Raw genomic sequence first — 23,542 nt, 5'->3', positions numbered from 1 at the left:
CAGGGGGTAGCGCTTGATCCCTCTAAAGTGTGATTTGCATCACCAACCCGTCTGCCACAACCCTTTCGCCATGTCGGCGAGGGCCGACGCGGCAAGGATGGCTGAAAATTGGCAAATCACAAGTGAAGGCGCGAGATAGAGCATTGCCGTGCCTTTTGGGCACGGCCAAGCGGCTCAGAGGGTGGACAGGAACGTACTGTTGTTGGCCTGCCATTCAATGATGTCGATGCGGATACGTTTTTTGTCGAGTTTGCCGACACTGGTCTTGGGAATTTCCGTAACAACGGCGATCTGGTTCGGAATCGCCCACTTGCTCAAATGGCCCAGCTCCACGAACGGCTTGAGGTGTTCCTTGAGTTCACGGGCCCCTATCACATGGCCATCACGCACCACCAGCAATGCAAACGGGCGCTCGCCCCACTGCGGGTCGGCGATGCCCACCACCGCTACTTCGCGTACCGCCGGGTGCCGGCTGACCAGGTCTTCGAGGGCCAGGGAAGAGATCCACTCGCCCCCAGTCTTGATCACGTCCTTGATGCGGTCGCGGATATCGATCACGCCGAAGGCATCCAGCGTGGCCACGTCGCCCGTGTGCATCCAGCCACCCGCCCACAGCTCGGCACCCTTCTGCGGCTCGTTGAAATAGCCTTCCGAGAGCCACGGCGCGCGCAGCACCAACTCGCCCTGGGACTCGCCATCGGCCGGCAGGAAATTCCCGTCACCGTCGATGATCGCCGCCTCCACCAACGGCCCGGGTACGCCGGCCTTGATGCGATACGTGGTGCGCTCGTCCTCGGTGCCCGCCATCAGCTCTTCGTTGAGGTGGGCGCAGGACACCAGCGGGCCGGTCTCGGACATGCCGTACGCGGCGGTCAGTTGAATCCCGCGTGCCTTGGACGCTTCATACAGCGAACGGTTGAGGGCGCTGCCGCCGATGACGATTTTCCAGCCAGCAAAATCCACGCCCTGGGCAGCCTTGGCGTTGAGCAGCATCTGCAGGATGGTCGGCACGCAGTGAGAGAAAGTGACCTTTTCCTTGCGCCACAACTCCACCAGGTATTCGGGGTCGTAGCGGCCGGGATAGACCTGTTTCAGACCGAGCATGGTCGCCACATACGGCAAGCCCCAGGCATGCACGTGGAACATCGGCGTGATCGGCATGTACACGTCGTTCGTGCCGAGCAGGCGCACGCTGTCGACGCTGCCCATGATGGTCGCCACGCCAATCGTGTGCAGCACCAACTGGCGATGGGTGAAGTACACGCCTTTAGGGTTACCGGTGGTACCGGTGGTGTAGAAGGTGGTGGCGACGGAATTTTCGTCGAAATCCTGGAAATCGTACTTCGGGCTGGCGGCCGCCAGCAGGGTTTCGTACTCGCCGACCAGGTGGGGCAACTCGGCGGTTTTAGCGTCGCCGTCGGTGAGCAGCAAGGTTTTGTCGACGGTAGTGAGCTGCGAGGCGATAGCCTGGTAGAGCCCCACGAACTCGCTGTTGACCAGCACGAAGCGGTCCTCGGCGTGGTTCATGGTGTAGAGAATCTGTTCCGGCGACAGCCGCACGTTGATGGTGTGGATCACCGCGCCGATCATCGGGATGGCGAACATGCATTCCAGGTAACGGTGGCTGTCCCAGTCCATCACCGCCACGGTGTCACCGGCCTTGACCCCGGCCTCGGTCAATACGTTGGCCAGGCGGGCAACCCGTTCGGTCAGGGTCGGGTAGGTGTAGCGCAGTTTGTCGCGGTAGACGATCTCCCGGGTCTTCTCGTATCGGGTACCGGACATCAACAGGCGCTTGATCAACAGCGGGTACTGGTAAGCGCCTTCGGCGGGCGGGATAACACGGGTCTGCAACATAAGAATCCCTTTAATGACTGCACGGTCTTGGCTTGTAGGCCTGCACTTTAGAGACCTTATGTTTCAGCCAAATCAGCCAAAGGAATGATTTGCAGACCCTTGTGAATGCTAGCTTTGCGCCAGTATTGGCCTTATTTCATGCTGGTGAATGCCAGCTTCACCCCAATCGCAATCAACACCGCGCCCATGGTCCGATCGAACCAGTGCCCCATCCGCGCAAAACCTGCGCGCACGCGCTGCTGGCTGAACAGCATCGCCACTAGGCAGAACCACAGCGCCGTCGCCACCGCCAGGTACACGCCGTAACCGGCCTGGATCGCCAGCGGCGTGTGCGGGTTGATGACGACGGTGAACAGCGAGAGGAAGAACAGCGTGGCCTTGGGGTTCAAGCCATTGGTCACGAAACCTGCGGTAAACGCGCCGCGCGGGGTGCGCTCACCGGCTTCACGGTGCAACTCGCCCTCGGCGGCAGGCTTGGCCGGCTGCGCGCGCAGGGCCTTGAAACCGATGTACAACAGGTAGGCCGCCGCCGCCCACTTGAGCGCGTTGAACAACACGATGGACTGGGACACGATCAAACCGATACCGAGCAGCGAATACCCCACGTGCAGGAAAATCGCCGAGCCCACCCCCAGCGCGGTCCAGGTGCCGGCGCGACGGCCGTGGGTAACACTTTCGCGCACCACCACGGCGAAATCCGGGCCAGGGCTGGCCACCGCCAACAAGTGAATCAAGGCCACGGTCAAAAACTCGGCGACGTACATACTCACTCCATTAAGTAACTGATTATTTCATCTGATAGGCTCGGCAGATTACGCCTTCGAACTCAGTCGCAAAAGGTACAGTTGATGACGAACAATCGCCGCGCCGTCTTCCTTGATCACCCGTCCCTGGACCTGGGGGACCTTGACCTCAGTGAGTTGCGCAACACCTTCAGCGAGTTGCAGCTGTTCACCGACACCACGCCCCAGAACGTGGTCGAGCGCCTGCAGGGCGTCGACGTGGTGATCAGCAACAAAATCGCGCTGAGCACCGAAACCCTGGCGGCGTGCCCGCAACTCAAGCTGATCCTGGTGTCGGCCACCGGCACCAACAACGTCGACCTTGAGGCCGCCCGCGCGCATGGCATCACCGTGAGTAACTGCCAGGGCTACGGCACTCCGTCGGTTGCACAGCACACGATCATGTTGCTGCTCAATCTGGCGACGCGCTTGAAGGACTATCAGCGGGACGTGGCCGCCGGCAAATGGCAGCAAGCCAAGCAGTTCTGCCTGCTGGACTACCCGATTGTCGAGCTGGAAGGCAAAACCCTCGGCCTGCTGGGCCATGGCGAGCTGGGCAGCGCGGTCGCACGCCTGGCCGAAGCCTTTGGCATGCGCGTGCTGCTCGGCGCGATCCCGGGCCGCCCTGCCCGCGCCGACCGCGTGCCGCTGGATGAATTACTGGCGCAGGTCGACGCGCTGACCCTGCACTGCCCGCTCAACGAGCACACCCGCGACTTTATCGGCGCCCGCGAACTGGCGCTGCTCAAGCCCGGCGCGTTCATCGTCAACACCGCGCGCGGTGGCTTGATCAACGAGCAGGCCCTGGCAGACGCGTTGCGCAGCGGTCACCTGGGTGGCGCGGCGACCGACGTATTGAGCGTGGAACCGCCGGTCAACGGTAACCCGCTGCTGGCCGGTGATATCCCTCGGCTGATTGTCACCCCGCACAATGCCTGGGGCAGTCGCGAGGCGCGCCAGCGCATCGTCGGGCAACTGACGGAAAACGCCCGGGGCTTTTTCAGCGGCGCCCCGCTGCGCGTTGTGAGTTGATAAACTGCGCCCCTTTTCAAGGAGCAGACCATGGATCCGCGCAGTGAAGTACTGCTTCGTCAGGCCGAACTTTTTCAAGGCAACCTGCTGCTGGTAGGTTTGCCTGCCGACGACCTGCTGGGTCGCCTGCCCAACGCCCACGGCTGGAGTTGGCATGCCGGCGACCAGACAGCGCTCGAGGCGCGTTTCCCCGCGCGCAGCCAGTTCGGCGTGACGGTGCCCGAGCGTACGTTTGATGCGGCGGTGATCTTCCTGCCCAAGTCCAAGGACCTCACCGACTACCTGCTCAACGCCGTGGCCGCGCGACTGCCCGGCGCCGAGCTGTTTCTGGTCGGCGAGAAAAAAGGCGGCATCGAAAGCGCCGCCAAACAGCTGATCCCCTTTGGCAAACCACGCAAGCTCGACAACGCGCGCCATTGCCAGCTGTGGCAGGTTACGGTGGCCAACGCGCCGCAGGCGGTCGACCTGCAAAGCCTCGCGCAGGTCTTCGACGTCCCGCTGGCCGAAGGGCCACTCAAGGTCGTGAGCCTGCCCGGCGTGTTCAGCCACGGTCGCCTGGACCGCGGTACCGAGCTGTTGCTGGAGCATTTGGATAAGTTGCCGAGCGGCCATTTGCTCGACTTCGGTTGCGGCGCCGGCGTGCTCGGGGCTGCGGTAAAACGTCGCTACCCGCACAACACCGTGACGATGCTGGATGTGGATGCCTTTGCCGCCGCCAGCAGCCGTCTGACCCTGGCCGCCAATGGCCTGGAAGCCGAGGTGTTGACCGGTGACGGCATCGATGCCGCGCCGATGGGTTTGAACGCGATCCTGAGCAATCCGCCGTTCCATGTCGGCGTGCATACCGATTATTTCGCCACCGAGAACCTGCTGCGAAAAGCTGCCAAACATCTGGCAAAAGGCGGCGAACTACGCTTGATCGCGAATAGCTTCCTGAAGTACCAGCCGCTGATCGAGGAGCATCTGGGCGTGTGTGCGATCAAGGCCGAAGGCAACGGTTTTCGCATTTATCGTGCCAAGCGCGGCTAATGGCAATTTGAAAAAGAAGGCTTGCCGAATGGGTTTTGCCTAGGCAGAATCCGCTCCGTCCTAGGGGAGTAGTCTCCCACGAGCGCCACGCTCGTCCGGCATACGTCAACATACTTGGTCAACAGGCCATGGCGTATGCGACCCAGGAGTCCGCACAGACGGACCGGGGTTTGACAAGACCTATGACACGCACACCTTACCCGGGGCGGGAAGGCTGTACGTGTCATAGCCGTGTCGACCCGCCCCTGGAAACTTACCTGATGCTGGATTCACTACTCGTTCCTACCGCAATCGTTGCCTTGGCCGAAATCGGCGACAAGACGCAACTGCTCGCGCTCATTCTCGCTGCTCGCTTTCGCAAGCCCTGGCCGATCATCGCCGGCATCGTCGCCGCGACCCTGGCCAACCATGCGGCCGCCGGTGCCGTGGGGGCCTGGTTTGGCAGTTTCTTCTCGGATGCAGTGTTGCACTGGATACTCGCGGCGAGCTTCTGCGCCACGGCGTTGTGGACCCTGGTGCCGGACAAACTCGACGATGACGAAGCCAGCACCACGCGCAAGTTCGGGCCATTCCTGACCACGCTGATCGCGTTTTTCCTCGCAGAAATCGGTGACAAGACGCAGATCGCCACGGTGATGCTGGCGGCGCAATACCCGGAGCTGTGGCTGGTGATTATCGGCACCACCCTGGGCATGTTGATTGCCAACGTACCGGTGGTTCTGGCGGGGAATTTTGCTGCAGAGAAACTGCCGCTGACCTTGATTCGCCGACTGGCCGCCACGGCGTTTTTCATCCTGGCAATCGTGGCGGTGTACAAGGCCATGCAAAGCAGCGGCTGGATCTAGCACACCACCTGCAGGAGTCCGGCTTGCCGGCGATAGCGATCTTCAGGACGCCATCGCCGGCAAGCCGGGCCCCTACAAGGGCTCAGCGTTTAATCAAGATTTCTTGGCTTGCTGGTACAGCGGCATCACCTTCGGAATTGCCGCCTGCAACGAGGCGATCCGGCTGTCGGACGCCGGGTGAGTACTCATGAACTCCGGTGGCGCGCCTTCGGAAGCCTTGGCCATTTTGTTCCACAGCGTGATGGCGGCGTTCGGGTTGTAGCCCGCACGCGCCGCCAGCTCCAGGCCGATCAGGTCCGCTTCGTTTTCATTGCTGCGACTGTTGGGCAAGGTCATGCCGTAGTTGGCCACCGTGTCCGCGAGTGCCAGGCTGTCCTGGCCCAGGCCGAACAACGCGCCGGCGCCCTGCTTCGCCATCTCGATCCCGTAGGCCTTGGACATGGCTTCGCGGCCATGTTCACGCAAGGCGTGGGCAATTTCATGACCCATCACCGCGGCCAATTCGTCATCGGTGAGCTTGAGGTTATCGATCAACGCGCTGTACACGAAAATCTTGCCGCCAGGCCCGCAGTTGGCGTTCATCTCATCACTTTTGATCAGGTTCACTTCCCACTTCCACTGCGCCGCATCGGGGCGGAACGTGGGCGCCTGGGCGATCAAGCGGTTGGCGATCGCCTGCACGCGCTTGGCGTTGGCGCTGGTCTTGTCCACCAGGCCTTTGCCACTGGCTTCGCCCAGGGTCTGCTGGTAGGACTGGGCATACATCTGGTCGACTTCCTGGCTCGACAGCATGCTGAACATGTATTGCTTGCGCTCTACCCCAACGGCGCCGCCGCTGGTGGTATTGACCGACTGGCACCCGGCCAGCAACACCGCTGCCGCCAACACACTTACCGCCAATGATTTCTTCATAAACGCTCTCCCTGAAAACATGGCGCGTATCGTAGGCGCTCGTGTGTATCGACGCCAGATACAACAGACGTTTAACCACTCATTTTCGGATACATCCCACACGCCCTTACTGCGGCGGCGCCGCGGATCCATCCGTTCAAGGTTGAGCTTTTGGCGGTCTCGAGGGCCCTGTCGCAGGCAAGCCAGCGCTCACATCGGAGTGTACTCACAGTTCCAAATGTGGGAGCTGGCTTGCCTGCGATGCGGCCCGCACCTACACCCCATAAACCCCAGACTCAGGCCGGGGTCAGGCACTCCGGCCCGTTGAGCTTGGGATCGTTGACCATATTGGCCAGGACCCGCTCGCGCAACGCGACGGGCTCACTGGCCAGCAGGCCTTGCAGCACATGCAGTGGGGTCTCCGGATCCAACCAGGCGGCCTGCCCGTCAGCGTCCAGGATCAATGGTCGTCGCTGACTCTGCGCGGCTTGCGTCACTACCGCCGTGCTCAGCCACACCTGCTCCTGCACCGGGTAGGCCTCCCAGATCGCGGCAAAAAACAACGTGGAGCCCTCGCCCGGCGTCAACCAATAGGGGCGTTTGCGCTGGGTACCGCGCCATTCGTAGAAACCATTGGCGGGCAGCAGGCAACGGCGCTGGCGAAACGCTTCGCGAAACATCGGTTGTTCGGCCAGGGTTTCAGCGCGGGCATGAGCCGGCGTGCGGGACAGGTCCGTCAGCCACGGCGGCGTCAGGCCCCAGCGGGCGCGAGCCAGGGTGCGCTGGCCTTCGCTCTGGCGCTGGATCAGCACCGAATCGTTCGGAGAGATGTTCCACTGGGCCTGCTGGTCCGCCGGAAAGCCCGGCAAGGCAGCAAAGGTGGGGTTCCAGCGAAACAGGGCATAACGTCCACACATGGGGCAACACGACTCTTGGGTAAACCGACCGACAGCCTAACAGACCAGCACGTCGGGGAAGCTGTCGGGTTCATCCCCGGGTAACGGCTGCGCGCCGATGTAGGCGGTAATCAGCTCGCGGGCGTAGGCCGCCTGGTCGTTGTCCACCTCCAGCCCCAGCAGGCCGAAGATCGGCAGCTCGCCGGTGCCGCCGAGCAAATGGCGGCCCACCAGGTGCGCTTCGATACCTTCGCTGGCGAGCATCTGTTGCAACAGCTCGCCTTCCATCAGGTTTTCCGGTTCGTAGATTCGCTGCATGGGCGCCCCCGCTATTCATTTTCGCTACGGGTTTCAAGCATCCATTCTTCATCATGGACCTGAAGAACGAAGGTGATCGGCCGGCAGCACACCTGGCAGTCTTCTATATAGATCTGATCGCCACCCGATAAATCCACCGTTGTATCGACCACTTCACCACAATAAGGACAATCGTACGTCGCGGTTTCCAGCATCGCAGCCTCCAAGGTGACTTGTGCGTATAATCGCCGGTCTATTTACAGGGTTATCGTTCGGCCGAGCCCATTACTCCGGCCGCCCCCTGGTATTTCCTCTACTTACCCTAGCCGTTTCTAACAAGAGAGCATGATGGGCGAATTCGATACCATCCGACCTTACAACGACAGCGAAGTCCCGGCAGTGCTGGCCCGACTGTTCAGTGACAAGGCCTTTCTGGACATCCTGACCCACTTCCGCTTCCCGCGCTTTGCCGGCGCCCTGGGCTGGCTGCTCAAGCCGATGATCGCCCGCAAATTGCGCCGTGAGTTTGCCGGCGTCACTACCGTGGCCACGCTGCAGGACAAAGTCGAGTACTACGTCGATCACACCATCGACCGGGCGACCGACGGCGTGACCTATACCGGCGTCGAGCAACTCAAGTCCGGCATCGCCTACCTGTTCCTGGCCAACCACCGCGATATCGTGATGGACCCGGCTTTCGTCAACTACGCCGTGTACCACGCCGGCCTGCCGACACCGCGCATCGCCATCGGCGACAACCTGCTGCAAAAGCCGTTTGTCAGCGACCTGATGCGCTTGAACAAGAGCTTTATCGTGCACCGCTCGATCACCGGGCGAAAGGAGAAGATGGCGGCGTATAACCTGCTGTCGGCCTACATCAACCATTCGATCCGCAACGACTGCCAGTCCATCTGGATCGCCCAGGCCGAAGGCCGCGCCAAGGATGGGGATGATCGCACCGAGTCGGCGATCCTCAAGATGTTCCACGTCAGCCGCAAGGACGAGCCGTTTGCCGAGGTCATCCAGTCGCTGAACCTGACGCCGGTGTCCATCAGCTACGAGTACGACCCATGCGACGCGGCCAAGGCCCGCGAGCTGTATATCCGCGCCACAACCGGCACCTACACCAAGGCGCCGGGCGAAGATGACGTGAGCATTGCCTTGGGTATCACCGGCTACAAGGGCCGGGTGCACATCAACTTCGCGCCGCCGATCACCGAGCGTTTCGAAGACACCAAGCTGCTGGCGGTGGAAATGGACCGGCAGATTCTCGGCGGTTACCGGCTGTTCCCGGTGCACTACCTGGCGTATCAGCAATGGAGCGACGCCGACCCGCAATTACAGGTGCCGACGGCGGCCGAGGTGTTCCCGGCGGACGAACTGGCCAAGGCCAAGGCTGAATGGGAGCGCCGCCTGAACGAATGCCCGGCCGAGCACCGGCCGTTCCTGGTGGTGCAATATGCAACACCGGTGCGCAATCAATATCGGGTCAAGGCGGGAATTCCACTCTAACCGCTGTACGAACCATCTTGTGTAGAAGCGGGCTTGTATAGGAGCCGTGCATGCCCGCGATGCAGACACCTCGGTGTATCAGTCACACTGAGGTGATGCTATCGCAGGCAAGCCAGCTCCCACGCAAGCCCGCTCCCAGATCTGTTCAGCGGTTTTTTCAGAGGTGGGTGCTCAGCCACGAGATGGCCAGTGCCAACCCCAGGCAGGCGAAACCGACGCGGTAAGCCAGTCGATGCGCCCGTTCGGTGCGCACATCCAGAAACAACATCGGTTGGTCGATCGCGCGGTCTTCGCTTTGCGCGGCCAGGTCGGCCATCGCGCGCTGTTCGCGCAGGCGGGTAAAAAACAGCAGGGCCGCCCCAGGGCAGGCCACCAATAAAGCCACAGCGTTGATCAATAGTGCGGGCAGCGCCATCGCAAACCTCAGGAATACAGTGTCTTGGTATCAATTCAGATACAAACCTGAACGATAGTGGCCTCCAGCGCCCGAAAATGCTCCCTCCCCCATGAACGGCTAATGTATCCAGTAATTTACAGCGTCACCTGAACGTCACCTTAACAGGCCACTCTGTTGCCCTTCGAACGTTCGGGAGCTTGTCATGCTGCACGCGCAAAACCAGGATCGGTTGTATCTGATCGCCCCCAGCGATGAGCAAGAGGCGCTGATCGGCGGGCTGGCGTTCAACGTCCAGGACCGCCATTGGCTGGTGTATTGCGCCCTGGGCGGGCATCAGCATGCGGACCTGCCGGAGGCCGATGGGTTGACGGGGGTGAGCCTGCTGGATTTCTGTATCGACACCGCCGCATGAAACTGAAGGCGAAAAAAAGCCGGGCTCATCGCTGAGCCCGGCTTTTTTAGTAAGCGGTTATTGCGAGCTGAGCAATGAACCGATGCTTGGATCCTTGAACAGGCGGGTCAGGGCATCGCTCAGCACGTCGCTGACCAGCTTGGTGTTGGTTTCCTGGTTCGGCGCCATGCCGAAACGCTGGTTGAGCGAAGCGCCGTAGCGGCCGCTGTAGCGACGCGTGCCGGCAGTGACGTCGGACTTGAACGTCGCGCCAATCGAGGCTTCAGTCACGTACAGGCCTTCCTTGGGCGACTGGTACTTCAGCTCGGCCAGGGTAATGGTCAGTTGAGGCGCGCCCGGCGAGTTGGCCGGGGTGAAACCCAGCAAACGCACGGCAGCTTCGGCCTGGGCCTGCAGCTTGGGCAACACGTCCTGGCCGTTCACCGACACCAGGGCGGTTTCAGGGTACAGGCCACCACGGGAACCCAGGGTTGGCGACGGACGACCATCCACGACCCGCACCGACACCGGCTGGCCATGGCCCACCGGAGCCAGTTGCGTGGTGATTTTCGGCTCAGGGCTCAGTTGTTGCGGGCTGTTGGCGCAGCCAACCAGGGTCAAGCTGGTCACAGTGATCAAACCGAACAACAGGCGTTGCAACATGCTCTTCTCTCCAGAAATCAGGTACCGACAGGCCGGCAGTATAGCGGGGCGCCACTGCGCGGAACTAGCGCCAGTTACAACCTGTGACCTGTAGCCGAGATCGCGGTTCGTTGTAACCCAGATGTCACAGCCGTTACATGGGCTCGTCATCCCACGCGGGCATGCTTGGCCCCAATCTCAGGAGGTTGATCGCCATGCATTTTCTCTGGTCTCTGTTTACCCGCAAACCCGCCCTTCGCCAGTTCGCCCTGCTCGATGTGCAAGGTCGCTGCCAGGCCTTTAAAGAGTGCCACCAGCCTCCGGTCGGCGAAGGCTGGGTAGAAATCGAAGAGATTCGCCTGAGCTGGATGCACCACCCATTGCCGGCCAGCGCACGCGTCAGCCCACGCCCTGCGCGGTCGCCCCGCCACCAGCCGTTGGCCGCCTGACCGAAGTCCTAATAAAAGTCATAAAACACGCCCATTTCCTTGGCGTTCTTCGCTACAATCTCCCCCCGATTATAAGGACGTCTCCTGATCGGGCCTCGCAGCATCGTTAATGCCTCGGCATTAACCTCAAGAATCGCCCACAGAGAGCCGCCCACACAGATCGAGTGAAGCTGGCGCGCTTGCTGTTTTCTTTGCAAACCACCCCTCTTTACCGAATCTGCCAGAGCTGCCATTGCGCTCGGCCACTTGAGTTGTTTGCCCGTCTTGCCGCGTCTCGGCAAAGGTTGTGCGGGCCAGGTGCCACGCTGGGGCAGCCCTTTTTTGAGGTTCACGTCTTCAAAAGAGCGTGAAAAAAACGGGTTTTCACAACTTCACAAGAGTGTGGCGAGCAAATGAATAGTTTGGCGTTTGTACAAGCACCATCAGCGTCTGGAACAGCCCAACCACACAGGACCGAGTACTCCTCAACAACCGGAGCTTGAGCCTGTCCGCTACGGATTGGTTGCACGAATCGCACGCTTTGACCATAAGTCGAATTGCCACAGGCGCCCATGAATGCGTTCATAGGCAGATTAGCCGGCAGGAAGCGTGCGCTGAAATTGCAAAGAATTGCGAATCGGACATGGCGATCCTGGCCATGGGTAACCTGGGGCAACACGTGAACCGCCCCGTCACTCCTGGCAGCCATGCCGTCAATTTGGTGCTGCAGATTTTGGAGACGCGTTAAATGGCGCATAACGAAGCAGTCGACGTAGTACTGGTAGGGGCCGGCATCATGAGTGCCACCCTGGCCGTATTGCTCAAAGAGCTCGACCCCGGCCTCAAGCTGGAAGTCGTTGAGCTGATGGATTCGGGTGCCGCGGAGAGTTCCAACCCGTGGAACAACGCCGGTACCGGCCACGCCGGCCTGTGTGAGCTGAACTACACGCCGCAGGCCGCCGATGGCTCCATCGACATCAAGAAAGCCGTGCACATCAACACCCAGTTCGAGGTCTCGAAGCAGTTCTGGGCGTACCTGACCAAAAAGGGCACCTTTGGCTCGTCCAAGTCCTTTATCAGCCCAGTCCCGCACCTGAGCTTCGTGCAGGGCGAAAAAGGCGTGTCGTTCCTCAAGAAGCGCTTTGAATCCCTCAGCCAGCACCACGCGTTCTCGGACATGCACTACACCGAAGACCGCAATGAGATGGCCGAGTGGATGCCGTTGATGATGCCGGGCCGCCCGCTCGACGAAAAAATCGCTGCCACCCGCGTGATGAACGGCACCGACGTCAACTTCGGCGCCCTGACCAACCAGTTGCTCAGCCACCTGACCAGTTCGCCGGATGCCCAGGTCAAGTACAGCAAGCGCGTGACCGGCCTCAAGCGCAACGGCGCCGGCTGGACCGTGAGCATCAAGGACGTCAACAGCGGCAACAGCCGCGAAGTGGACGCCAAGTTCGTGTTCCTCGGCGCAGGTGGTGCGGCCCTGCCGTTGCTGCAAGCCTCGGGCATCGAAGAAAGCAAAGGTTTTGGCGGTTTCCCGGTCAGTGGCCAGTGGCTGCGTTGCGACAACCCGGAAGTGGTCAAGCACCACCAGGCCAAGGTCTACAGCCAGGCCGCCGTGGGTTCGCCGCCGATGTCCGTGCCGCACCTGGACACCCGCGTGGTCGATGGCAAGAAGTCCCTGCTGTTCGGGCCATATGCCGGGTTCACCACCAAGTTCCTCAAGCACGGCTCGTTCCTCGACCTGCCTCTGTCGATCCGTGCCGGCAACATCGGCCCGATGCTCGCCGTGGCCCGCGACAACATGGACCTGACCAAGTACCTGGTCAGCGAAGTGCGCCAGTCCATGGAGCAGCGACTGGAATCCCTGCGCCGCTTCTACCCTGAAGCGAAAGCCGAGGACTGGCGCCTGGAAGTGGCCGGCCAACGGGTGCAGATCATCAAGAAAGACCCGAAAAAAGGCGGCGTGCTGCAATTTGGCACCGAGCTGGTCGCGGCCAAGGACGGTTCACTGGCGGCACTGCTGGGCGCCTCCCCTGGCGCTTCGGTGACCGTGTCGATCATGCTGGAACTGATCGAGCGCTGCTTCCCACAGAAGGCTGCAGGCGAGTGGGCAACCAAGCTGCACGAGATCTTCCCGGCTCGCGAAAAGGTCCTGGAGACCGATGCCGAGCTGTATCGCAAGATCAACGCGCAGAACAACATCAGCCTGGAACTGGTTGAGCAAAGCAACGAAGCCGAAAGCTACGCTTAAGGCCGTGCAGCAATAAAAAACGCCCCGCTCTCGGCCTGAGAACGGGGCGTTTTTTTATGGCCGGGATAATCAGCTGCGCGCGTTATCGATCAGCTCGATGTACTCGGCGGCGTTGCGCTGGTCCTTGATCAGGTCGACAAAGGTCTGGCCATGCTCGTCCTTGCCGTCCAGGTCCAGGCCGGCTTCCTTGAAAAAGCCCAGGAACCGTTCGAAATCGTCGATACGCAGGCCACGGTAAGCCTTGATCAGTTTGTGCAGGGACGGTGAAGTCGCGTCGACCGGCTCGAAGTCCAGGAACAACTTGATCTGATCGTCGCCGATCTCGTCACCAATCACCTGTTTCTTATCTTTACGCATTACCGACTCCAGCCTGCAGACATTTACACGGGAAACGCAGTTTACCTGCGGGGCGAACGCTGCGGAAGCAACACACGTTCAATGTGGGAGCTGGCTTGCCTGCGATGGTGTCGCCGCGGTTTTACTGACAGGTCGAGTTGGCTGCATCGCAGGCAAGCCAACTCCCACATGTGTTCTGCAGCGCTGTCACTGCCTGGAACGAACGACACCGGTGTGCAAGTCCGCCCAGATATGCCCATTGGCATAACTGAGGAATTGCACATACACCGCGTCATTGCGCAGCAGGTCGACGATCACGCGGTACTGGGCCACCGGGTAGGACAACGTCAAGGTTTTGCTCTTGTCGTCGTATGCCGGCTTTTTCAGGCTTTTGCTTTCGGCGTCGAAGTTGAGCACCACCTGGGCGATGGTCGCGCCCTTGTTCAGGGGCTTGCCCTTGAGGCGGATCATCAGCGGCGAAGTCACCGGGATCGGTTGCTGGTTGGATTGACGCTGGTTGCCGACCACCACCGCGTATTCAGTGACTTGCAGCAACTGCTGCTGGTCGGGCGTCTCAGCGCGCAGGGTAAGGTCGTCCGACGGCAGGAACTGACTGTGCATCGGCGCAGGCGCGGCGGCCAGGGGCAAACTGAGGGTCAGCGCCAGGGCGGCGCAGGTGCGTATCAACAGGCTCATGGGCCGCTCCATGGGAGATGGCCCAGCACTGTAGCTCAATCGAACTGGGCAAGCATCCAGCGCTGATACTCGACCACGCCGACATCGCCCTCGCGGGGCGCCCAACTGGCTGATTCGCCCTCGCCCACCGGCCGATAAGGCCCGGCTTTGCACTCGAACATCACTGTATCCGGTGCCAGCACCACCAAGCCGTGGAACACCCCTGGCGGCAGGTCGACACCGGCACACGCGCTGCCCGCCTGCATCACGCGCTTGGCAATGACTTCACCGGTGTCGCTGAACACCAGCAGGCCCAGGCTACCCTGGAGCACCAGCAGGGTTTCCGCCTTGTCGGCGCTCAGGTGCCGATGCGGCGGCACATAGGTGTCGGGCTGCAGGCCCACGGCCAGGCGATGGCAGGGCTCGTCCATCTGATGGAAGTTGTGATGGTGCCGGCCACGCGGGCTGGCGGCCGCTTTCTCGGTCAATTCGGCGAACAGCGTCTGATCCAGAAAGCGGGTCATCAATCACATCCCCTTGACGGCGAAAATCCCGTTGGCATTGCGCCAGTAGCCTTTGTAGTCCATGCCGTAACCGAATATGTAACGGTCGATGCATGGCAGGCCGACGTAATCGGCTTTCAGGTCCGGGCGGGCCTTGCGGTCATGGTCTTTGTCGATCAGCACGGCGGTGTGCACCTTGCGTGCGCCGGCGTGTTTGCAGAAGTCGATGATCGCGCCCAGGGTGTGACCTTCGTCGAGGATGTCGTCGATGATCAGCACGTCACGGTCGATGAACGAGACTTCCGGCTTGGCTTTCCAGAACAGGTCACCACCGCTGGTTTCGTTGCGATAGCGCGTGGCGTGCAGGTAGGACGCTTCCAGCGGGAACTGCAGGTGAGTGAGCAGTTTGCCGGCGAAGATCAGCCCGCCGTTCATCACGCAGAAGACTACCGGGTTGGTGTCGGCCATCTCGCGAGTGATGTGTGCGCCGACCTTGGCGATCGCTTCTTCGACTTGCGCTTCGGTGTACAGGCAGTCAGCCTCGCGCATGATTTGACGGATATGCTCGAGATCAGCGGACATGGCGCTCTCCAAGGGGGTGCTGTGGCAAGAAAAGCGGGCAAAGGTACGCATGTGAGGCGCAACGTTCAAGCCTTTATGGACTAACGTACTTGATGTCTATAGGACAACACCCTCGGATAGATTAATCTAGGCCGGTTTTTTTGCCCGCCGCCGGAGCCTTTCCCATGCCCACTCGCGAGATCCGCCACCCGCTGATCCGACACAAACTCGGCCTTATGCGCCGTGCCGACATTAGCACGAAGAATTTCCGTGAGCTTGCTCAGGAAGTCGGAGCGCTGCTCACTTACGAAGCCACCAAGGATTTGCCCCTGGAAAGCTACGAGATCCCCGGTTGGGCCGGTCCCGTCCAGGTGGAGAAAATCGCCGGTAAGAAAATTACCGTGGTGCCCATCCTGCGCGCCGGTATCGGCATGCTCGAAGGCGTGCTCAGCCTGATCCCGGGCGCCAAGGTCAGCGCCGTCGGCGTGGCCCGCAACGAAGAAACCTTGCAGGCCCACACGTACCTGGAAAAACTCGTTCCGGAAATCAACGAACGCCTGGCCATGATCATCGACCCGATGCTCGCCACCGGCAGCTCCATGGTTGCCACCATCGACCTGCTGAAAAAGGCCGGTTGCAAGGACATCCGCGCCATGGTGCTGGTGGCCGCTCCCGAAGGCATCGCTGCCGTCGAGAAAGCGCACCCGGACGTGCAGATCTACACCGCCTCCATCGATGAGCGCCTGAACGAGCACGGCTACATCATCCCAGGCCTGGGCGATGCCGGTGACAAGATCTTCGGCACCAAGCAGAAGGACGCGTGAGCATGCAGGATGAATTCAACGACCCGCTTTGGCGCCAGATCCTGTCCGGCGCACAGATGCTCTTCGTAGCATTTGGCGCGCTGGTGTTGATGCCGCTGATCACAGGTCTTGATCCAAACGTCGCACTGTTTACCGCAGGCCTGGGCACGTTGCTGTTCCAGGTGGTTACAGGGCGTCAGGTGCCGGTATTCCTGGCATCGAGCTTTGCGTTTATCACGCCGATCATTCTCGCCAAGGGCCAGTTCGGCCTTGCGGCGACCATGGGCGGGGTGATGGCGGCCGGCTTCGTTTATACCTTCCTCGGCCTCGCCGTGAAGATCAAGGGCACCGGTTTCATTGACCGGCTGCTCCCGCCCGTGGTGATCGGGCCGGTGATCATCTCCATCGGCCTGGCCATGGCGCCGATCGCCGCCAACATGGCGATGGGCAAGGCCGGTGACGGCGCCGAGCTGATCCATTACCAGACGGCGATGATGATCTCGATGCCGGCGCTGCTGACCACCTTGATCGTGGCGGTGTTCGGCAAAGGCATTTTCCGCCTGGTGCCGATCATCTCCGGCGTGCTGGTGGGGTTTGCCATGTCGTTCTACTTTGGCGTGGTCGACACGGCAAAAATCGCTGCCGCCCCTTGGTTTGCCCTGCCCCACTTCACCGCGCCGGAGTTCAACTGGCAGGCGATCCTGTTCATCGTACCGGTAGCCCTGGCCCCGGCGATCGAACATATCGGCGGTGTGATTGCAGTGGGCAGCGTGACCGGTCGCGACTACCTGAAGAAGCCCGGCCTGCACCGCACCCTGCTGGGTGACGGGATTGCCACCACGGCCGCCGGCCTGTTTGGCGGCCCGCCGAACACCACGTACGCCGAAGTGACCGGCGCAGTGATGCTGACCAAGAACTACAACCCGAAAATCATGACCTGGGCGGCGGTCTTTGCCATCAGCCTGGCGTTTATCGGCAAGTTCGGCGCACTGCTGCAAAGCATCCCGGTGCCGGTGATGGGCGGGATCCTGTGCCTGCTGTTCGGCTCGATTGCCGCGGTGGGGATGAATACCTTGATCCGCCACAAGATCGACCTGGGTGAGGCGCGCAATCTGGTGATTGTGTCGGTGACCCTGGTGTTCGGGATTGGCGGGGTGCTGGTCGGTACCGGCACCGGCCCGGATGATTTCGGCCTCAAGGGCATCGCCCTGTGTGCGGTGGTAGCGATTGGCTTGAACCTGCTGCTGCCGGGCAACGATGGCTGGAAGAACAAAAAATCTGATGAGCCGTTGATCTAACTAACACCGCAAAACCAAATGTGGGAGCGGGCTTGCTCGCGAAAGCGCAGTGTCAGTCGACAGCTATGTGACTGATACAACGCCTTCGCGAGCAAGCCCGCTCCCACATTTTTTTAAGCCTCAGTGTGGCTTAGAGCTCGCCCAACGCATCAATCAGCGCCTGGTTCTGCTCCGGCGTACCGATGCTGATCCGCAGGAACTGGGCAATCCGCTCCTGCTTGAAGTGCCGCACGATCACGCCCTGCTCACGCACCTTGTCGGCAAGACCCGCCGCGTCGTGCCGTGGGTGACGCGCAAAGATGAAGTTGGCTGCCGACGGCAACACCTCAAAACCCTTCTCCTCCAATTGAGCGACTAGCTTGTTACGGCTATCGACAACCAATCGGCAGGTCGCCTCGAAGTACTCACGGTCCTCGAACGCCGCCGCCGCGCCGACAATCGCCAGGCGATCCAGCGGATAGGAGTTGAAGCTGTTCTTGACCCGCTCCAGCGCTTCGATCAGGTCCGGGTGGCCCACGGCCAGGCCCACGCGCAAACCGGCGAGTGAGCGCGATTTGGACAGGGTCTGCGTCACCAGCAGGTTCGGGTAGCGGTCCACCAGGCTGATGGCGGTTTCGCCGCCGAAGTCGATATAGGCTTCATCGACCACCACCACCGAGTCCGGGCTGGCCTTGAGGATCTGCTCCACCGCGTCCAGCGCCAGCACGCAGCCGGTCGGCGCGTTCGGGTTGGGGAAGATGATCCCGCCGTTGGGCCTGGCGTAGTCCGACACGCGGATCTGGAACTGCTCGTCCAGCGGCACCGGGGCGGACTTGATGCCATAAAGGCCGCAGTAGACCGGATAGAAGCTGTAGCTGATATCCGGGAACAGCAGCGGCAGATCGTGCTGGAACAGGCCATGGAAGATGTGCGCCAGGACTTCGTCGGAACCGTTGCCAAGGAACACCTTGCCGGCGTCGATCCCGTAATACTTGGCCACCGCCTGCTTGAGCAGGTCGCTGTTGGGGTCCGGGTACAGGCGCAGGTTGTCGTTCAACTCGGCTTGCATCGCCGCGAGCGCCTTGGGCGACGGGCCGTAGGGGTTTTCGTTGGTGTTGAGCTTGACCAGCTTGGTCAGCTTGGGCTGTTCGCCAGGCACGTAAGGCACCAGGTCCTTGACGAAGGGGCTCCAGAATTTGCTCATGTCTCAGTTCCCCTGCTTGTCTTCAAGGATGCGATATTCGGCGCTGCGAGCATGCGCGCTGAGGGATTCGCCACGGGCCAGCACCGACGCGGTCTTGCCCAGCTCGGAAGCGCCTTGTGGCGAGCAGAAGATGATCGACGAACGCTTCTGGAAGTCATACACCCCAAGCGGCGACGAGAAACGCGCGGTGCCCGAGGTCGGCAACACGTGGTTGGGGCCCGCGCAGTAGTCGCCCAGGGCTTCGCTGGTGTGGCGGCCCATGAAGATCGCACCGGCATGACGAATCGATGGCAGCCAGGTTTGTGGGTCGGCAACCGACAGCTCCAGGTGCTCCGGCGCAATGCGGTTGGCGACTTCGATAGCCTGTTCCATGTCACGCACCAGGATCAGCGCGCCACGACCATTGATCGACTTCTCGATGATCTCGGCGCGCTCCATGGTCGGCAGCAATTTATTGATGCTGGCGGCTACCTTGTCGAGGAATTCGGCGTCGGGGCTGACCAGGATCGCCTGGGCGTCTTCGTCGTGCTCGGCCTGGGAGAACAGGTCCATGGCAATCCAGTCCGGATCGGTCTGGCCATCACACACCACGAGGATTTCCGACGGGCCAGCGATCATGTCGATACCGACCTGGCCAAACACGTGGCGCTTGGCAGTGGCGACGTAGATGTTGCCCGGACCGACCACCTTGTCGACCTTCGGCACGCTCTCGGTGCCGTAGGCCAGGGCGGCAACAGCCTGCGCGCCGCCGATGGTGAAGACGCGGTCGACCCCGGCGATGCAGGCCGCAGCCAGCACCAGCTCGTTGATTTCGCCGCGCGGGGTCGGTACCACCATGACCACTTCGGTCACGCCCGCCACTTTGGCCGGGATCGCGTTCATCAGCACCGACGACGGGTACGACGCCTTGCCGCCCGGCACGTACAGGCCGGCACGGTCCAGTGGCGTGACCTTCTGGCCCAGCACGGTACCGTCGGCTTCGGTGTAGCTCCAGGAATCCTGCTTCTGTTTTTCGTGGTAGCTGCGCACCCGCGCTGCGGCCACTTCCAGGGCTTCGCGCTGCGGCGCAGTGATGCGCGTCAGGGCCAGCTCCAGGCGTTCGCGCGGCAGGATCAGGTCGGCCATGGACTTCACGTCCAAGCCGTCGAACTGGCGGGTGAAGTCCACCAACGCCGCGTCACCGCGTTCGCGCACGGCCTTGATGATGTCGAGCACCCGCTGGTTGACCGAATCGTCGGACACGCTTTCCCAGCTCAGCAGATGATCCAGATGATGGGCGAAATCCGGGTCGGCAGCGTTGAGTCGGGCAATTGCAGTGGACGTGGTCATAGCGAGGGCCTCAATAGAATTGGCAAAAACTCAGGCGCCCTAAACTAGCAGTCGTTTCCGCTTGGGCACCTGAGAATTCTGGCTATGAGGCGGATAGACGGGCGCAGCCTTCCGGCTACGCGGGTGAGTCAACCGCGGTGTCGAGACTCCACTGCCTTGCGCAGGGTGTCGATCAACGCCTGGATACGGGCGTGCTGCATTTTCATGGAGGCTTTGTTGACGATCAGGCGAGAGCTGATGTCGGCAATGAAATCCTGCGGCTCCAAACCGTTGGCGCGCAGGGTGTTGCCGGTGTCGACCACGTCGATGATCTTGTCGGCGAGGCCAATCAGCGGCGCCAGCTCCATCGAGCCGTAGAGCTTGATGATATCGACCTGGCGGCCTTGCTCGGCGTAGTAACGCTTGGCGACGTTGACGAACTTGGTGGCCACTCGCAGGCGACCCTTGGGCTCGACGTCACCGACACGGCCGGCCGTCATCAGCTTGCACAGGGCAATGCGCAGGTCCAGCGGCTCGTACAGGCCCTGGCCACCGTATTCCATCAGCACGTCTTTGCCGGCGACACCCAGGTCGGCCGCGCCATGTTCAACGTAGGTCGGCACGTCGGTAGCCCGCACGATCAACAGGCGCACGTCGTCCTGGGTCGTTGGGATGATCAGCTTGCGGCTCTTGTCCGGATTCTCGGTCGGCACGATGCCCGCTTCAGCCAGAAGCGGCAAAGTGTCGTCAAGGATGCGGCCCTTGGACAGTGCGATGGTCAACATGGGAAACGTCAGTCCTTCATCAGGCTATTGCTGTCCGGTCACAAACGGCGCCAGACACAGATCGAGGCCATTACAGCCCCGATTTGAAACAAACCATTTAACAACAAACACCTTCCCGTGGCGAGGACGCTTGCGCGCGCCGGGGCGCGAAGCGGCCCTGGAAATGGGACTGCCGCGCAGTCCAGCGGGAGCAAGCTCCCTCTCCACAGTGAAGGTGTTTGCAGTGCCGGGACTAGCCCGGTACGCGGCGGATTTTCGCGCCGAGCATCTGCAGTTTTTCTTCGATGCACTCGTAACCACGGTCGATGTGGTAGATGCGGTCGATCAACGTGTCACCTTCGGCGATCAGCGCCGAGATCACCAGGCTGGCCGAAGCGCGCAGGTCGGTCGCCATCACTGGCGCGCCCTTGAGCTTCTCGGTGCCGGTAACGATAGCGGTGTTGCCTTCGACCTGGATCTTCGCGCCCATGCGGTGCAGTTCGTACACGTGCATGAAGCGGTTTTCGAAGATGGTCTCGATCACGGCACCGGTACCTTCGGCAATCGCGTTCAGGGAGATGAACTGCGCCTGCATGTCGGTCGGGAACGCCGGGTACGGAGCGGTACGCACGTTCACGGCTTTTGGCCGCTTGCCATGCATGTTCAGCTCGATCCAGTCGGCACCGGTGGTGATTTCAGCACCGGCTTCCTTGAGTTTTTCCAGCACGGCTTCAAGGATGGTCGGATCAGTGTCCTTGACCTTGACGCGACCACCGGTGACGGCAGCGGCAACCAGGTAGGTACCGGTCTCGATGCGGTCCGGCATCACCTTGTAGGTGGCAGAGTGCAGGCGCTTGACGCCTTCGATGGTGATGGTGTCGGTGCCGGCGCCGGTGATGTTGGCACCCATGGCGATCAGGAAGTTGGCCAGGTCGACCACTTCCGGCTCGCGCGCGGCGTTTTGCAGGACGCTGCGACCGTTGGCCAGGGCAGCCGCCATCATGATGTTCTCGGTACCGGTCACGCTGACGGTATCGAAGAAGAAATTGGCACCGCGCAAGCCACCTTCCGGCGCCTTGGCCTTGATGTAGCCGCCTTCGACGTCGATGGTTGCACCCATGGCCTCGAGGCCACGGATGTGCAGGTCAACCGGACGCGAGCCAATCGCGCAACCGCCAGGCAGGGCTACTTCAGCTTCGCCGAAACGGGCAACCATCGGGCCCAGCACCAGGATCGACGCACGCATGGTTTTCACCAGTTCGTACGGAGCGATCAGGGTCTTGATGGTGCGCGGGTCGATTTCGACGGCCAGTTTCTCGTCGATCACCGGCTCAATGCCCATGCGACCGAACAGCTCGATCATGGTGGTGATGTCATGCAGGTGCGGCAGGTTGGCCACGGTCACCGGGCCATCGCACAGCAGGGTCGCTGCCAGGATCGGCAAGGCGGAGTTTTTCGCACCGGAGATGCGGATCTCGCCATCAAGGCGGGCACCGCCGGTAATAATCAATTTATCCATAAGAATCTCGACGCCTTGGGGGCTCAGGTGCGCTCGGCCCAGGCCGCGCGGCTGAAAAATTTCATAGTGACCGCGTGGATGCTGCCATCGGTGATCCACGGGTTCAAATGGGCATAGACCTGCTGTTGACGCTTGACCGGGCTCAATGCCGCCAGTTCATCGCTAATCACGTTCAGCTGGAAGTTGCAGCCTTCGCCTTCAACTTCTACGTTCGTTTCCGGCAGCTTTCCTTCAAGGAAGCTTTTAACTTCTAGGGCCTGCATGCTCAACCTCTATCGGCGCCCAGTGCGCACGGGTCGCACATCATACAAAAAAGCCCCGCGCCTGCGAACCCCGCATAGCAGGACTCTGACGGGGGGCTTCTTTAATAATGTGTATTAAGGATGCGCCAACAGTTCGGTCAAACCGGAAACTTCGGCAATTTCACGCATGTCTTCGGGCAATGCACGGATGCTGACCGGCTTTTTGGCCGCCTCGGCATCGCGCATGAAGCACAGCAGCAACGACAAACCGACACTGCTGGACTTGGTCACCGCCGAACAATCCAGCACCAGTGCAGGCGCGGTGCTGGTCTTGATCAGCGCCTGGCCCTGCTTGCGCAGGTCAGGCCCGGTGCGGTAATCCAGCACGCCGCTGATGAACAGCTCGCCAGCGTCGCCGAGACGAACAGCCGACTCGGTCATTGCGCGGGCTTCCCGGCGGCTTTGTCGGTCTCTTCCTTGGCCTTGGCGACTTCACCGGCCCAACCATTGATGGTTTTGTCCAGGTCGTTGCCATTGCGCTGCATCGCGTCAGCGAACTGGTCACGGAACAGCTTGCCGATGTTGATACCGTTGATGATCACGTTGCGCAGTTTCCACTCGCCGTTGACCTTCTCCAGGGTGTACTGCACAGGATAGACCGCGCCGTTGTTGCCCTTGACGGTCATGCCAACGCTGGTGCGATCGCCCGACTCATCCTTGGCTGGATCAACGGTGATGCCCTGGTTGTTGTACTCAAGCAGTGCATTGCCGTAGAACTGGAACAGGCCTTTCTTGAAGTTTTCCTGGAACGTCTGCATCTGCGCAGGCGTCGCCTTGCGCGAATACTTGACGGTCATGATGCTGCGCGAAATACCTTCGGCGTCGACAACCGGGCCGACGATGGTGTTGAGCGCGTCGTAGAACTTGCTGGGATCCTGCTTGTACTGCTCTTTATGGGCAGTCAGGTCGGCCAGCATCTTGTTGGTCGTGTCCTGCACCAGATCGTGCGCAGAACCCGCCGCGTTAGCCATCAACGGCAGCGCCGCCAGCAGTACCAGGAGGCCACGTCGCAAGGTAGAGATCATGTACAGATT

General features: G+C 61.2%; 29 protein-coding genes and 1 riboswitch. Of the genes, 9 read left to right on the top strand and 20 right to left on the bottom strand.

Annotated elements, in window-relative coordinates; genetic code table 11:
- Positions 1-174: 174 nt before the first annotated feature.
- Both AC07OJ_RS23995 and AC07OJ_RS23990 read right to left on the bottom strand, forming a co-directional pair.
- On the bottom strand, positions 175-1,857 hold the full coding sequence (locus AC07OJ_RS23995) for a fatty acid--CoA ligase (protein WP_065900780.1): 1,683 nt from the start codon (positions 1,855-1,857) through the stop codon (positions 175-177).
- A gap of 131 nt (positions 1,858-1,988) precedes the next feature.
- Positions 1,989-2,621, bottom strand: coding sequence for a LysE family translocator (locus tag AC07OJ_RS23990; protein ID WP_025855566.1), 633 nt, complete (start codon positions 2,619-2,621; stop codon positions 1,989-1,991).
- 84 nt (positions 2,622-2,705) lie between these two features.
- Between AC07OJ_RS23990 and AC07OJ_RS23985 the strand changes: the two genes are divergently transcribed.
- The 3 genes from AC07OJ_RS23985 (at position 2,706) to AC07OJ_RS23975 (ending at position 5,545) form a co-directional block, all read left to right on the top strand.
- On the top strand, positions 2,706-3,671 hold the full coding sequence (locus AC07OJ_RS23985) for a 2-hydroxyacid dehydrogenase (protein WP_495095316.1): 966 nt from the start codon (positions 2,706-2,708) through the stop codon (positions 3,669-3,671).
- 30 nt (positions 3,672-3,701) lie between these two features.
- Entirely contained in the window at positions 3,702-4,700 is a 999-nt protein-coding gene (locus tag AC07OJ_RS23980; RefSeq protein ID WP_495095315.1) for a methyltransferase, read from the top strand.
- Between the two features lie 50 nt (positions 4,701-4,750).
- Positions 4,751-4,872: riboswitch (yybP-ykoY riboswitch) on the top strand.
- Positions 4,873-4,960: 88 nt separating this feature from the next.
- A complete protein-coding gene (locus AC07OJ_RS23975) occupies positions 4,961-5,545 on the top strand; it encodes a TMEM165/GDT1 family protein (RefSeq protein ID WP_004372026.1) in 585 nt (194 codons plus the stop codon).
- A gap of 93 nt (positions 5,546-5,638) precedes the next feature.
- Here the strand turns inward: AC07OJ_RS23975 and AC07OJ_RS23970 are convergent, their stop codons facing one another.
- The 4 genes from AC07OJ_RS23970 to AC07OJ_RS23955 form a co-directional block, all read right to left on the bottom strand.
- Positions 5,639-6,457: a M48 family metallopeptidase gene (locus AC07OJ_RS23970; RefSeq protein WP_065900771.1), complete on the bottom strand. Its 819-nt coding sequence runs from the start codon at positions 6,455-6,457 to the stop codon at positions 5,639-5,641.
- 275 nt (positions 6,458-6,732) lie between these two features.
- Complete coding sequence (locus AC07OJ_RS23965) at positions 6,733-7,353, bottom strand: SOS response-associated peptidase (protein WP_495095314.1); 621 nt, start codon at positions 7,351-7,353, stop codon at positions 6,733-6,735.
- A 36-nt stretch (positions 7,354-7,389) separates the two neighbouring features.
- Positions 7,390-7,650, bottom strand: coding sequence for a putative signal transducing protein (locus tag AC07OJ_RS23960; RefSeq protein WP_064450739.1), 261 nt, complete (start codon positions 7,648-7,650; stop codon positions 7,390-7,392).
- Between the two features lie 11 nt (positions 7,651-7,661).
- The gene (locus AC07OJ_RS23955) at positions 7,662-7,844 is read right to left on the bottom strand and encodes a CPXCG motif-containing cysteine-rich protein (RefSeq protein ID WP_495095313.1); all 183 of its coding nucleotides are present in this window, start codon (positions 7,842-7,844) and stop codon (positions 7,662-7,664) included.
- A 133-nt stretch (positions 7,845-7,977) separates the two neighbouring features.
- Here AC07OJ_RS23955 and AC07OJ_RS23950 point away from each other — a divergent pair, with 133 nt between their 5' ends.
- Positions 7,978-9,141 (top strand): 1-acyl-sn-glycerol-3-phosphate acyltransferase, encoded by a 1,164-nt coding sequence (locus AC07OJ_RS23950; RefSeq protein ID WP_177343919.1) that lies wholly within the window; start codon positions 7,978-7,980, stop codon positions 9,139-9,141.
- 157 nt (positions 9,142-9,298) lie between these two features.
- On the opposite strand, the gene AC07OJ_RS23945 is transcribed toward AC07OJ_RS23950, so the two are convergent.
- The gene (locus AC07OJ_RS23945; protein ID WP_065900763.1) at positions 9,299-9,556 is read right to left on the bottom strand and encodes a hypothetical protein; all 258 of its coding nucleotides are present in this window, start codon (positions 9,554-9,556) and stop codon (positions 9,299-9,301) included.
- Between the two features lie 184 nt (positions 9,557-9,740).
- Here AC07OJ_RS23945 and AC07OJ_RS23940 point away from each other — a divergent pair, with 184 nt between their 5' ends.
- Positions 9,741-9,950, top strand: a complete 210-nt coding sequence (locus AC07OJ_RS23940; RefSeq protein WP_065900761.1) for a hypothetical protein — start codon at positions 9,741-9,743, stop codon at positions 9,948-9,950.
- Between the two features lie 57 nt (positions 9,951-10,007).
- Here AC07OJ_RS23940 and AC07OJ_RS23935 read toward each other — a convergent pair whose 3' ends face one another.
- The gene (locus AC07OJ_RS23935; RefSeq protein ID WP_065900759.1) at positions 10,008-10,592 is read right to left on the bottom strand and encodes a YajG family lipoprotein; all 585 of its coding nucleotides are present in this window, start codon (positions 10,590-10,592) and stop codon (positions 10,008-10,010) included.
- A 194-nt stretch (positions 10,593-10,786) separates the two neighbouring features.
- On the opposite strand from AC07OJ_RS23935, the gene AC07OJ_RS23930 reads away from it, so the two are divergent.
- Positions 10,787-11,020 (top strand): hypothetical protein, encoded by a 234-nt coding sequence (locus tag AC07OJ_RS23930; protein ID WP_065900757.1) that lies wholly within the window; start codon positions 10,787-10,789, stop codon positions 11,018-11,020.
- A gap of 8 nt (positions 11,021-11,028) precedes the next feature.
- On the opposite strand, the gene AC07OJ_RS23925 is transcribed toward AC07OJ_RS23930, so the two are convergent.
- Entirely contained in the window at positions 11,029-11,352 is a 324-nt protein-coding gene (locus AC07OJ_RS23925; RefSeq protein WP_495095312.1) for a hypothetical protein, read from the bottom strand.
- A gap of 395 nt (positions 11,353-11,747) precedes the next feature.
- On the opposite strand from AC07OJ_RS23925, the gene mqo reads away from it, so the two are divergent.
- On the top strand, positions 11,748-13,256 hold the full coding sequence (mqo, locus tag AC07OJ_RS23920) for a malate dehydrogenase (quinone) (RefSeq protein ID WP_065900751.1): 1,509 nt from the start codon (positions 11,748-11,750) through the stop codon (positions 13,254-13,256).
- A gap of 69 nt (positions 13,257-13,325) precedes the next feature.
- Here the strand turns inward: mqo and AC07OJ_RS23915 are convergent, their stop codons facing one another.
- The 4 genes from AC07OJ_RS23915 to AC07OJ_RS23900 all read right to left on the bottom strand — a co-directional run bounded on the left by AC07OJ_RS23915 (position 13,326) and on the right by AC07OJ_RS23900 (position 15,352).
- Positions 13,326-13,613 (bottom strand): PA4642 family protein, encoded by a 288-nt coding sequence (locus AC07OJ_RS23915; RefSeq protein ID WP_065900748.1) that lies wholly within the window; start codon positions 13,611-13,613, stop codon positions 13,326-13,328.
- Between the two features lie 186 nt (positions 13,614-13,799).
- Positions 13,800-14,288 carry a hypothetical protein gene (locus AC07OJ_RS23910; protein WP_495095311.1) on the bottom strand — a complete coding sequence of 163 codons (489 nt, stop codon included), beginning with the start codon at positions 14,286-14,288 and terminating at the stop codon, positions 13,800-13,802.
- Between the two features lie 35 nt (positions 14,289-14,323).
- Complete coding sequence (locus AC07OJ_RS23905; protein WP_065900744.1) at positions 14,324-14,791, bottom strand: WbuC family cupin fold metalloprotein; 468 nt, start codon at positions 14,789-14,791, stop codon at positions 14,324-14,326.
- A 3-nt stretch (positions 14,792-14,794) separates the two neighbouring features.
- A complete protein-coding gene (locus tag AC07OJ_RS23900) occupies positions 14,795-15,352 on the bottom strand; it encodes a hypoxanthine-guanine phosphoribosyltransferase (RefSeq protein ID WP_025856323.1) in 558 nt (185 codons plus the stop codon).
- 164 nt (positions 15,353-15,516) lie between these two features.
- On the opposite strand from AC07OJ_RS23900, the gene upp reads away from it, so the two are divergent.
- Positions 15,517-16,155 (top strand): uracil phosphoribosyltransferase, encoded by a 639-nt coding sequence (gene upp, locus AC07OJ_RS23895; RefSeq protein WP_024073483.1) that lies wholly within the window; start codon positions 15,517-15,519, stop codon positions 16,153-16,155.
- Positions 16,156-16,157: 2 nt separating this feature from the next.
- On the top strand, positions 16,158-17,432 hold the full coding sequence (locus AC07OJ_RS23890; protein ID WP_058422983.1) for a uracil-xanthine permease family protein: 1,275 nt from the start codon (positions 16,158-16,160) through the stop codon (positions 17,430-17,432).
- A gap of 130 nt (positions 17,433-17,562) precedes the next feature.
- Here the strand turns inward: AC07OJ_RS23890 and hisC are convergent, their stop codons facing one another.
- The 7 genes from hisC to AC07OJ_RS23855 all read right to left on the bottom strand — a co-directional run bounded on the left by hisC (position 17,563) and on the right by AC07OJ_RS23855 (position 23,533).
- Positions 17,563-18,615: a histidinol-phosphate transaminase gene (gene hisC / locus AC07OJ_RS23885; protein WP_495095310.1), complete on the bottom strand. Its 1,053-nt coding sequence runs from the start codon at positions 18,613-18,615 to the stop codon at positions 17,563-17,565.
- Positions 18,616-18,618: 3 nt separating this feature from the next.
- Positions 18,619-19,944 (bottom strand): histidinol dehydrogenase, encoded by a 1,326-nt coding sequence (hisD, locus tag AC07OJ_RS23880; RefSeq protein WP_065900740.1) that lies wholly within the window; start codon positions 19,942-19,944, stop codon positions 18,619-18,621.
- 128 nt (positions 19,945-20,072) lie between these two features.
- Entirely contained in the window at positions 20,073-20,708 is a 636-nt protein-coding gene (gene hisG / locus AC07OJ_RS23875; RefSeq protein WP_003188599.1) for an ATP phosphoribosyltransferase, read from the bottom strand.
- 232 nt (positions 20,709-20,940) lie between these two features.
- Complete coding sequence (murA, locus tag AC07OJ_RS23870; protein WP_065900737.1) at positions 20,941-22,206, bottom strand: UDP-N-acetylglucosamine 1-carboxyvinyltransferase; 1,266 nt, start codon at positions 22,204-22,206, stop codon at positions 20,941-20,943.
- A gap of 23 nt (positions 22,207-22,229) precedes the next feature.
- Complete coding sequence (locus tag AC07OJ_RS23865; protein WP_017845972.1) at positions 22,230-22,469, bottom strand: BolA family protein; 240 nt, start codon at positions 22,467-22,469, stop codon at positions 22,230-22,232.
- A gap of 114 nt (positions 22,470-22,583) precedes the next feature.
- Entirely contained in the window at positions 22,584-22,889 is a 306-nt protein-coding gene (locus tag AC07OJ_RS23860) for an STAS domain-containing protein (protein WP_106805143.1), read from the bottom strand.
- Positions 22,886-23,533, bottom strand: coding sequence for an MlaC/ttg2D family ABC transporter substrate-binding protein (locus AC07OJ_RS23855; protein ID WP_065900730.1), 648 nt, complete (start codon positions 23,531-23,533; stop codon positions 22,886-22,888). The genes AC07OJ_RS23860 and AC07OJ_RS23855 overlap by 4 nt, the downstream gene beginning before the upstream one ends.
- Between the last annotated feature and the right edge of the window lie 9 nt (positions 23,534-23,542).

The organism is Pseudomonas sp. GW821-FHT09C08 (assembly GCF_059418125.1).
Note: the sequence above shows the minus strand (reverse complement) of the source record. Positions and strands in the feature narration are given on the sequence as shown.

Coding starts and splice junctions, on each gene's coding strand:
- AC07OJ_RS23985 (WP_495095316.1), top strand. CDS start 2,706: ATGACGAACAATCGCCGCGCCGTCTTCCTTGATCACCCGTCCCTGGAC.
- AC07OJ_RS23960 (WP_064450739.1), bottom strand. CDS start 7,650: ATGCAGCGAATCTACGAACCGGAAAACCTGATGGAAGGCGAGCTGTTG.
- AC07OJ_RS23990 (WP_025855566.1), bottom strand. CDS start 2,621: ATGTACGTCGCCGAGTTTTTGACCGTGGCCTTGATTCACTTGTTGGCG.
- AC07OJ_RS23995 (WP_065900780.1), bottom strand. CDS start 1,857: ATGTTGCAGACCCGTGTTATCCCGCCCGCCGAAGGCGCTTACCAGTAC.
- upp (WP_024073483.1), top strand. CDS start 15,517: ATGCCCACTCGCGAGATCCGCCACCCGCTGATCCGACACAAACTCGGC.
- AC07OJ_RS23890 (WP_058422983.1), top strand. CDS start 16,158: ATGCAGGATGAATTCAACGACCCGCTTTGGCGCCAGATCCTGTCCGGC.
- AC07OJ_RS23855 (WP_065900730.1), bottom strand. CDS start 23,533: ATGATCTCTACCTTGCGACGTGGCCTCCTGGTACTGCTGGCGGCGCTG.
- mqo (WP_065900751.1), top strand. CDS start 11,748: ATGGCGCATAACGAAGCAGTCGACGTAGTACTGGTAGGGGCCGGCATC.
- hisG (WP_003188599.1), bottom strand. CDS start 20,708: ATGTTGACCATCGCACTGTCCAAGGGCCGCATCCTTGACGACACTTTG.
- AC07OJ_RS23910 (WP_495095311.1), bottom strand. CDS start 14,288: ATGAGCCTGTTGATACGCACCTGCGCCGCCCTGGCGCTGACCCTCAGT.
- hisC (WP_495095310.1), bottom strand. CDS start 18,615: ATGAGCAAATTCTGGAGCCCCTTCGTCAAGGACCTGGTGCCTTACGTG.
- AC07OJ_RS23955 (WP_495095313.1), bottom strand. CDS start 7,844: ATGCTGGAAACCGCGACGTACGATTGTCCTTATTGTGGTGAAGTGGTC.
- AC07OJ_RS23940 (WP_065900761.1), top strand. CDS start 9,741: ATGCTGCACGCGCAAAACCAGGATCGGTTGTATCTGATCGCCCCCAGC.
- AC07OJ_RS23865 (WP_017845972.1), bottom strand. CDS start 22,469: ATGCAGGCCCTAGAAGTTAAAAGCTTCCTTGAAGGAAAGCTGCCGGAA.
- AC07OJ_RS23915 (WP_065900748.1), bottom strand. CDS start 13,613: ATGCGTAAAGATAAGAAACAGGTGATTGGTGACGAGATCGGCGACGAT.
- AC07OJ_RS23930 (WP_065900757.1), top strand. CDS start 10,787: ATGCATTTTCTCTGGTCTCTGTTTACCCGCAAACCCGCCCTTCGCCAG.
- AC07OJ_RS23970 (WP_065900771.1), bottom strand. CDS start 6,457: ATGAAGAAATCATTGGCGGTAAGTGTGTTGGCGGCAGCGGTGTTGCTG.
- AC07OJ_RS23935 (WP_065900759.1), bottom strand. CDS start 10,592: ATGTTGCAACGCCTGTTGTTCGGTTTGATCACTGTGACCAGCTTGACC.
- AC07OJ_RS23980 (WP_495095315.1), top strand. CDS start 3,702: ATGGATCCGCGCAGTGAAGTACTGCTTCGTCAGGCCGAACTTTTTCAA.
- AC07OJ_RS23945 (WP_065900763.1), bottom strand. CDS start 9,556: ATGGCGCTGCCCGCACTATTGATCAACGCTGTGGCTTTATTGGTGGCC.
- AC07OJ_RS23975 (WP_004372026.1), top strand. CDS start 4,961: ATGCTGGATTCACTACTCGTTCCTACCGCAATCGTTGCCTTGGCCGAA.
- AC07OJ_RS23965 (WP_495095314.1), bottom strand. CDS start 7,353: ATGTGTGGACGTTATGCCCTGTTTCGCTGGAACCCCACCTTTGCTGCC.
- murA (WP_065900737.1), bottom strand. CDS start 22,206: ATGGATAAATTGATTATTACCGGCGGTGCCCGCCTTGATGGCGAGATC.
- AC07OJ_RS23900 (WP_025856323.1), bottom strand. CDS start 15,352: ATGTCCGCTGATCTCGAGCATATCCGTCAAATCATGCGCGAGGCTGAC.
- AC07OJ_RS23905 (WP_065900744.1), bottom strand. CDS start 14,791: ATGACCCGCTTTCTGGATCAGACGCTGTTCGCCGAATTGACCGAGAAA.
- AC07OJ_RS23950 (WP_177343919.1), top strand. CDS start 7,978: ATGGGCGAATTCGATACCATCCGACCTTACAACGACAGCGAAGTCCCG.
- hisD (WP_065900740.1), bottom strand. CDS start 19,944: ATGACCACGTCCACTGCAATTGCCCGACTCAACGCTGCCGACCCGGAT.
- AC07OJ_RS23860 (WP_106805143.1), bottom strand. CDS start 22,889: ATGACCGAGTCGGCTGTTCGTCTCGGCGACGCTGGCGAGCTGTTCATC.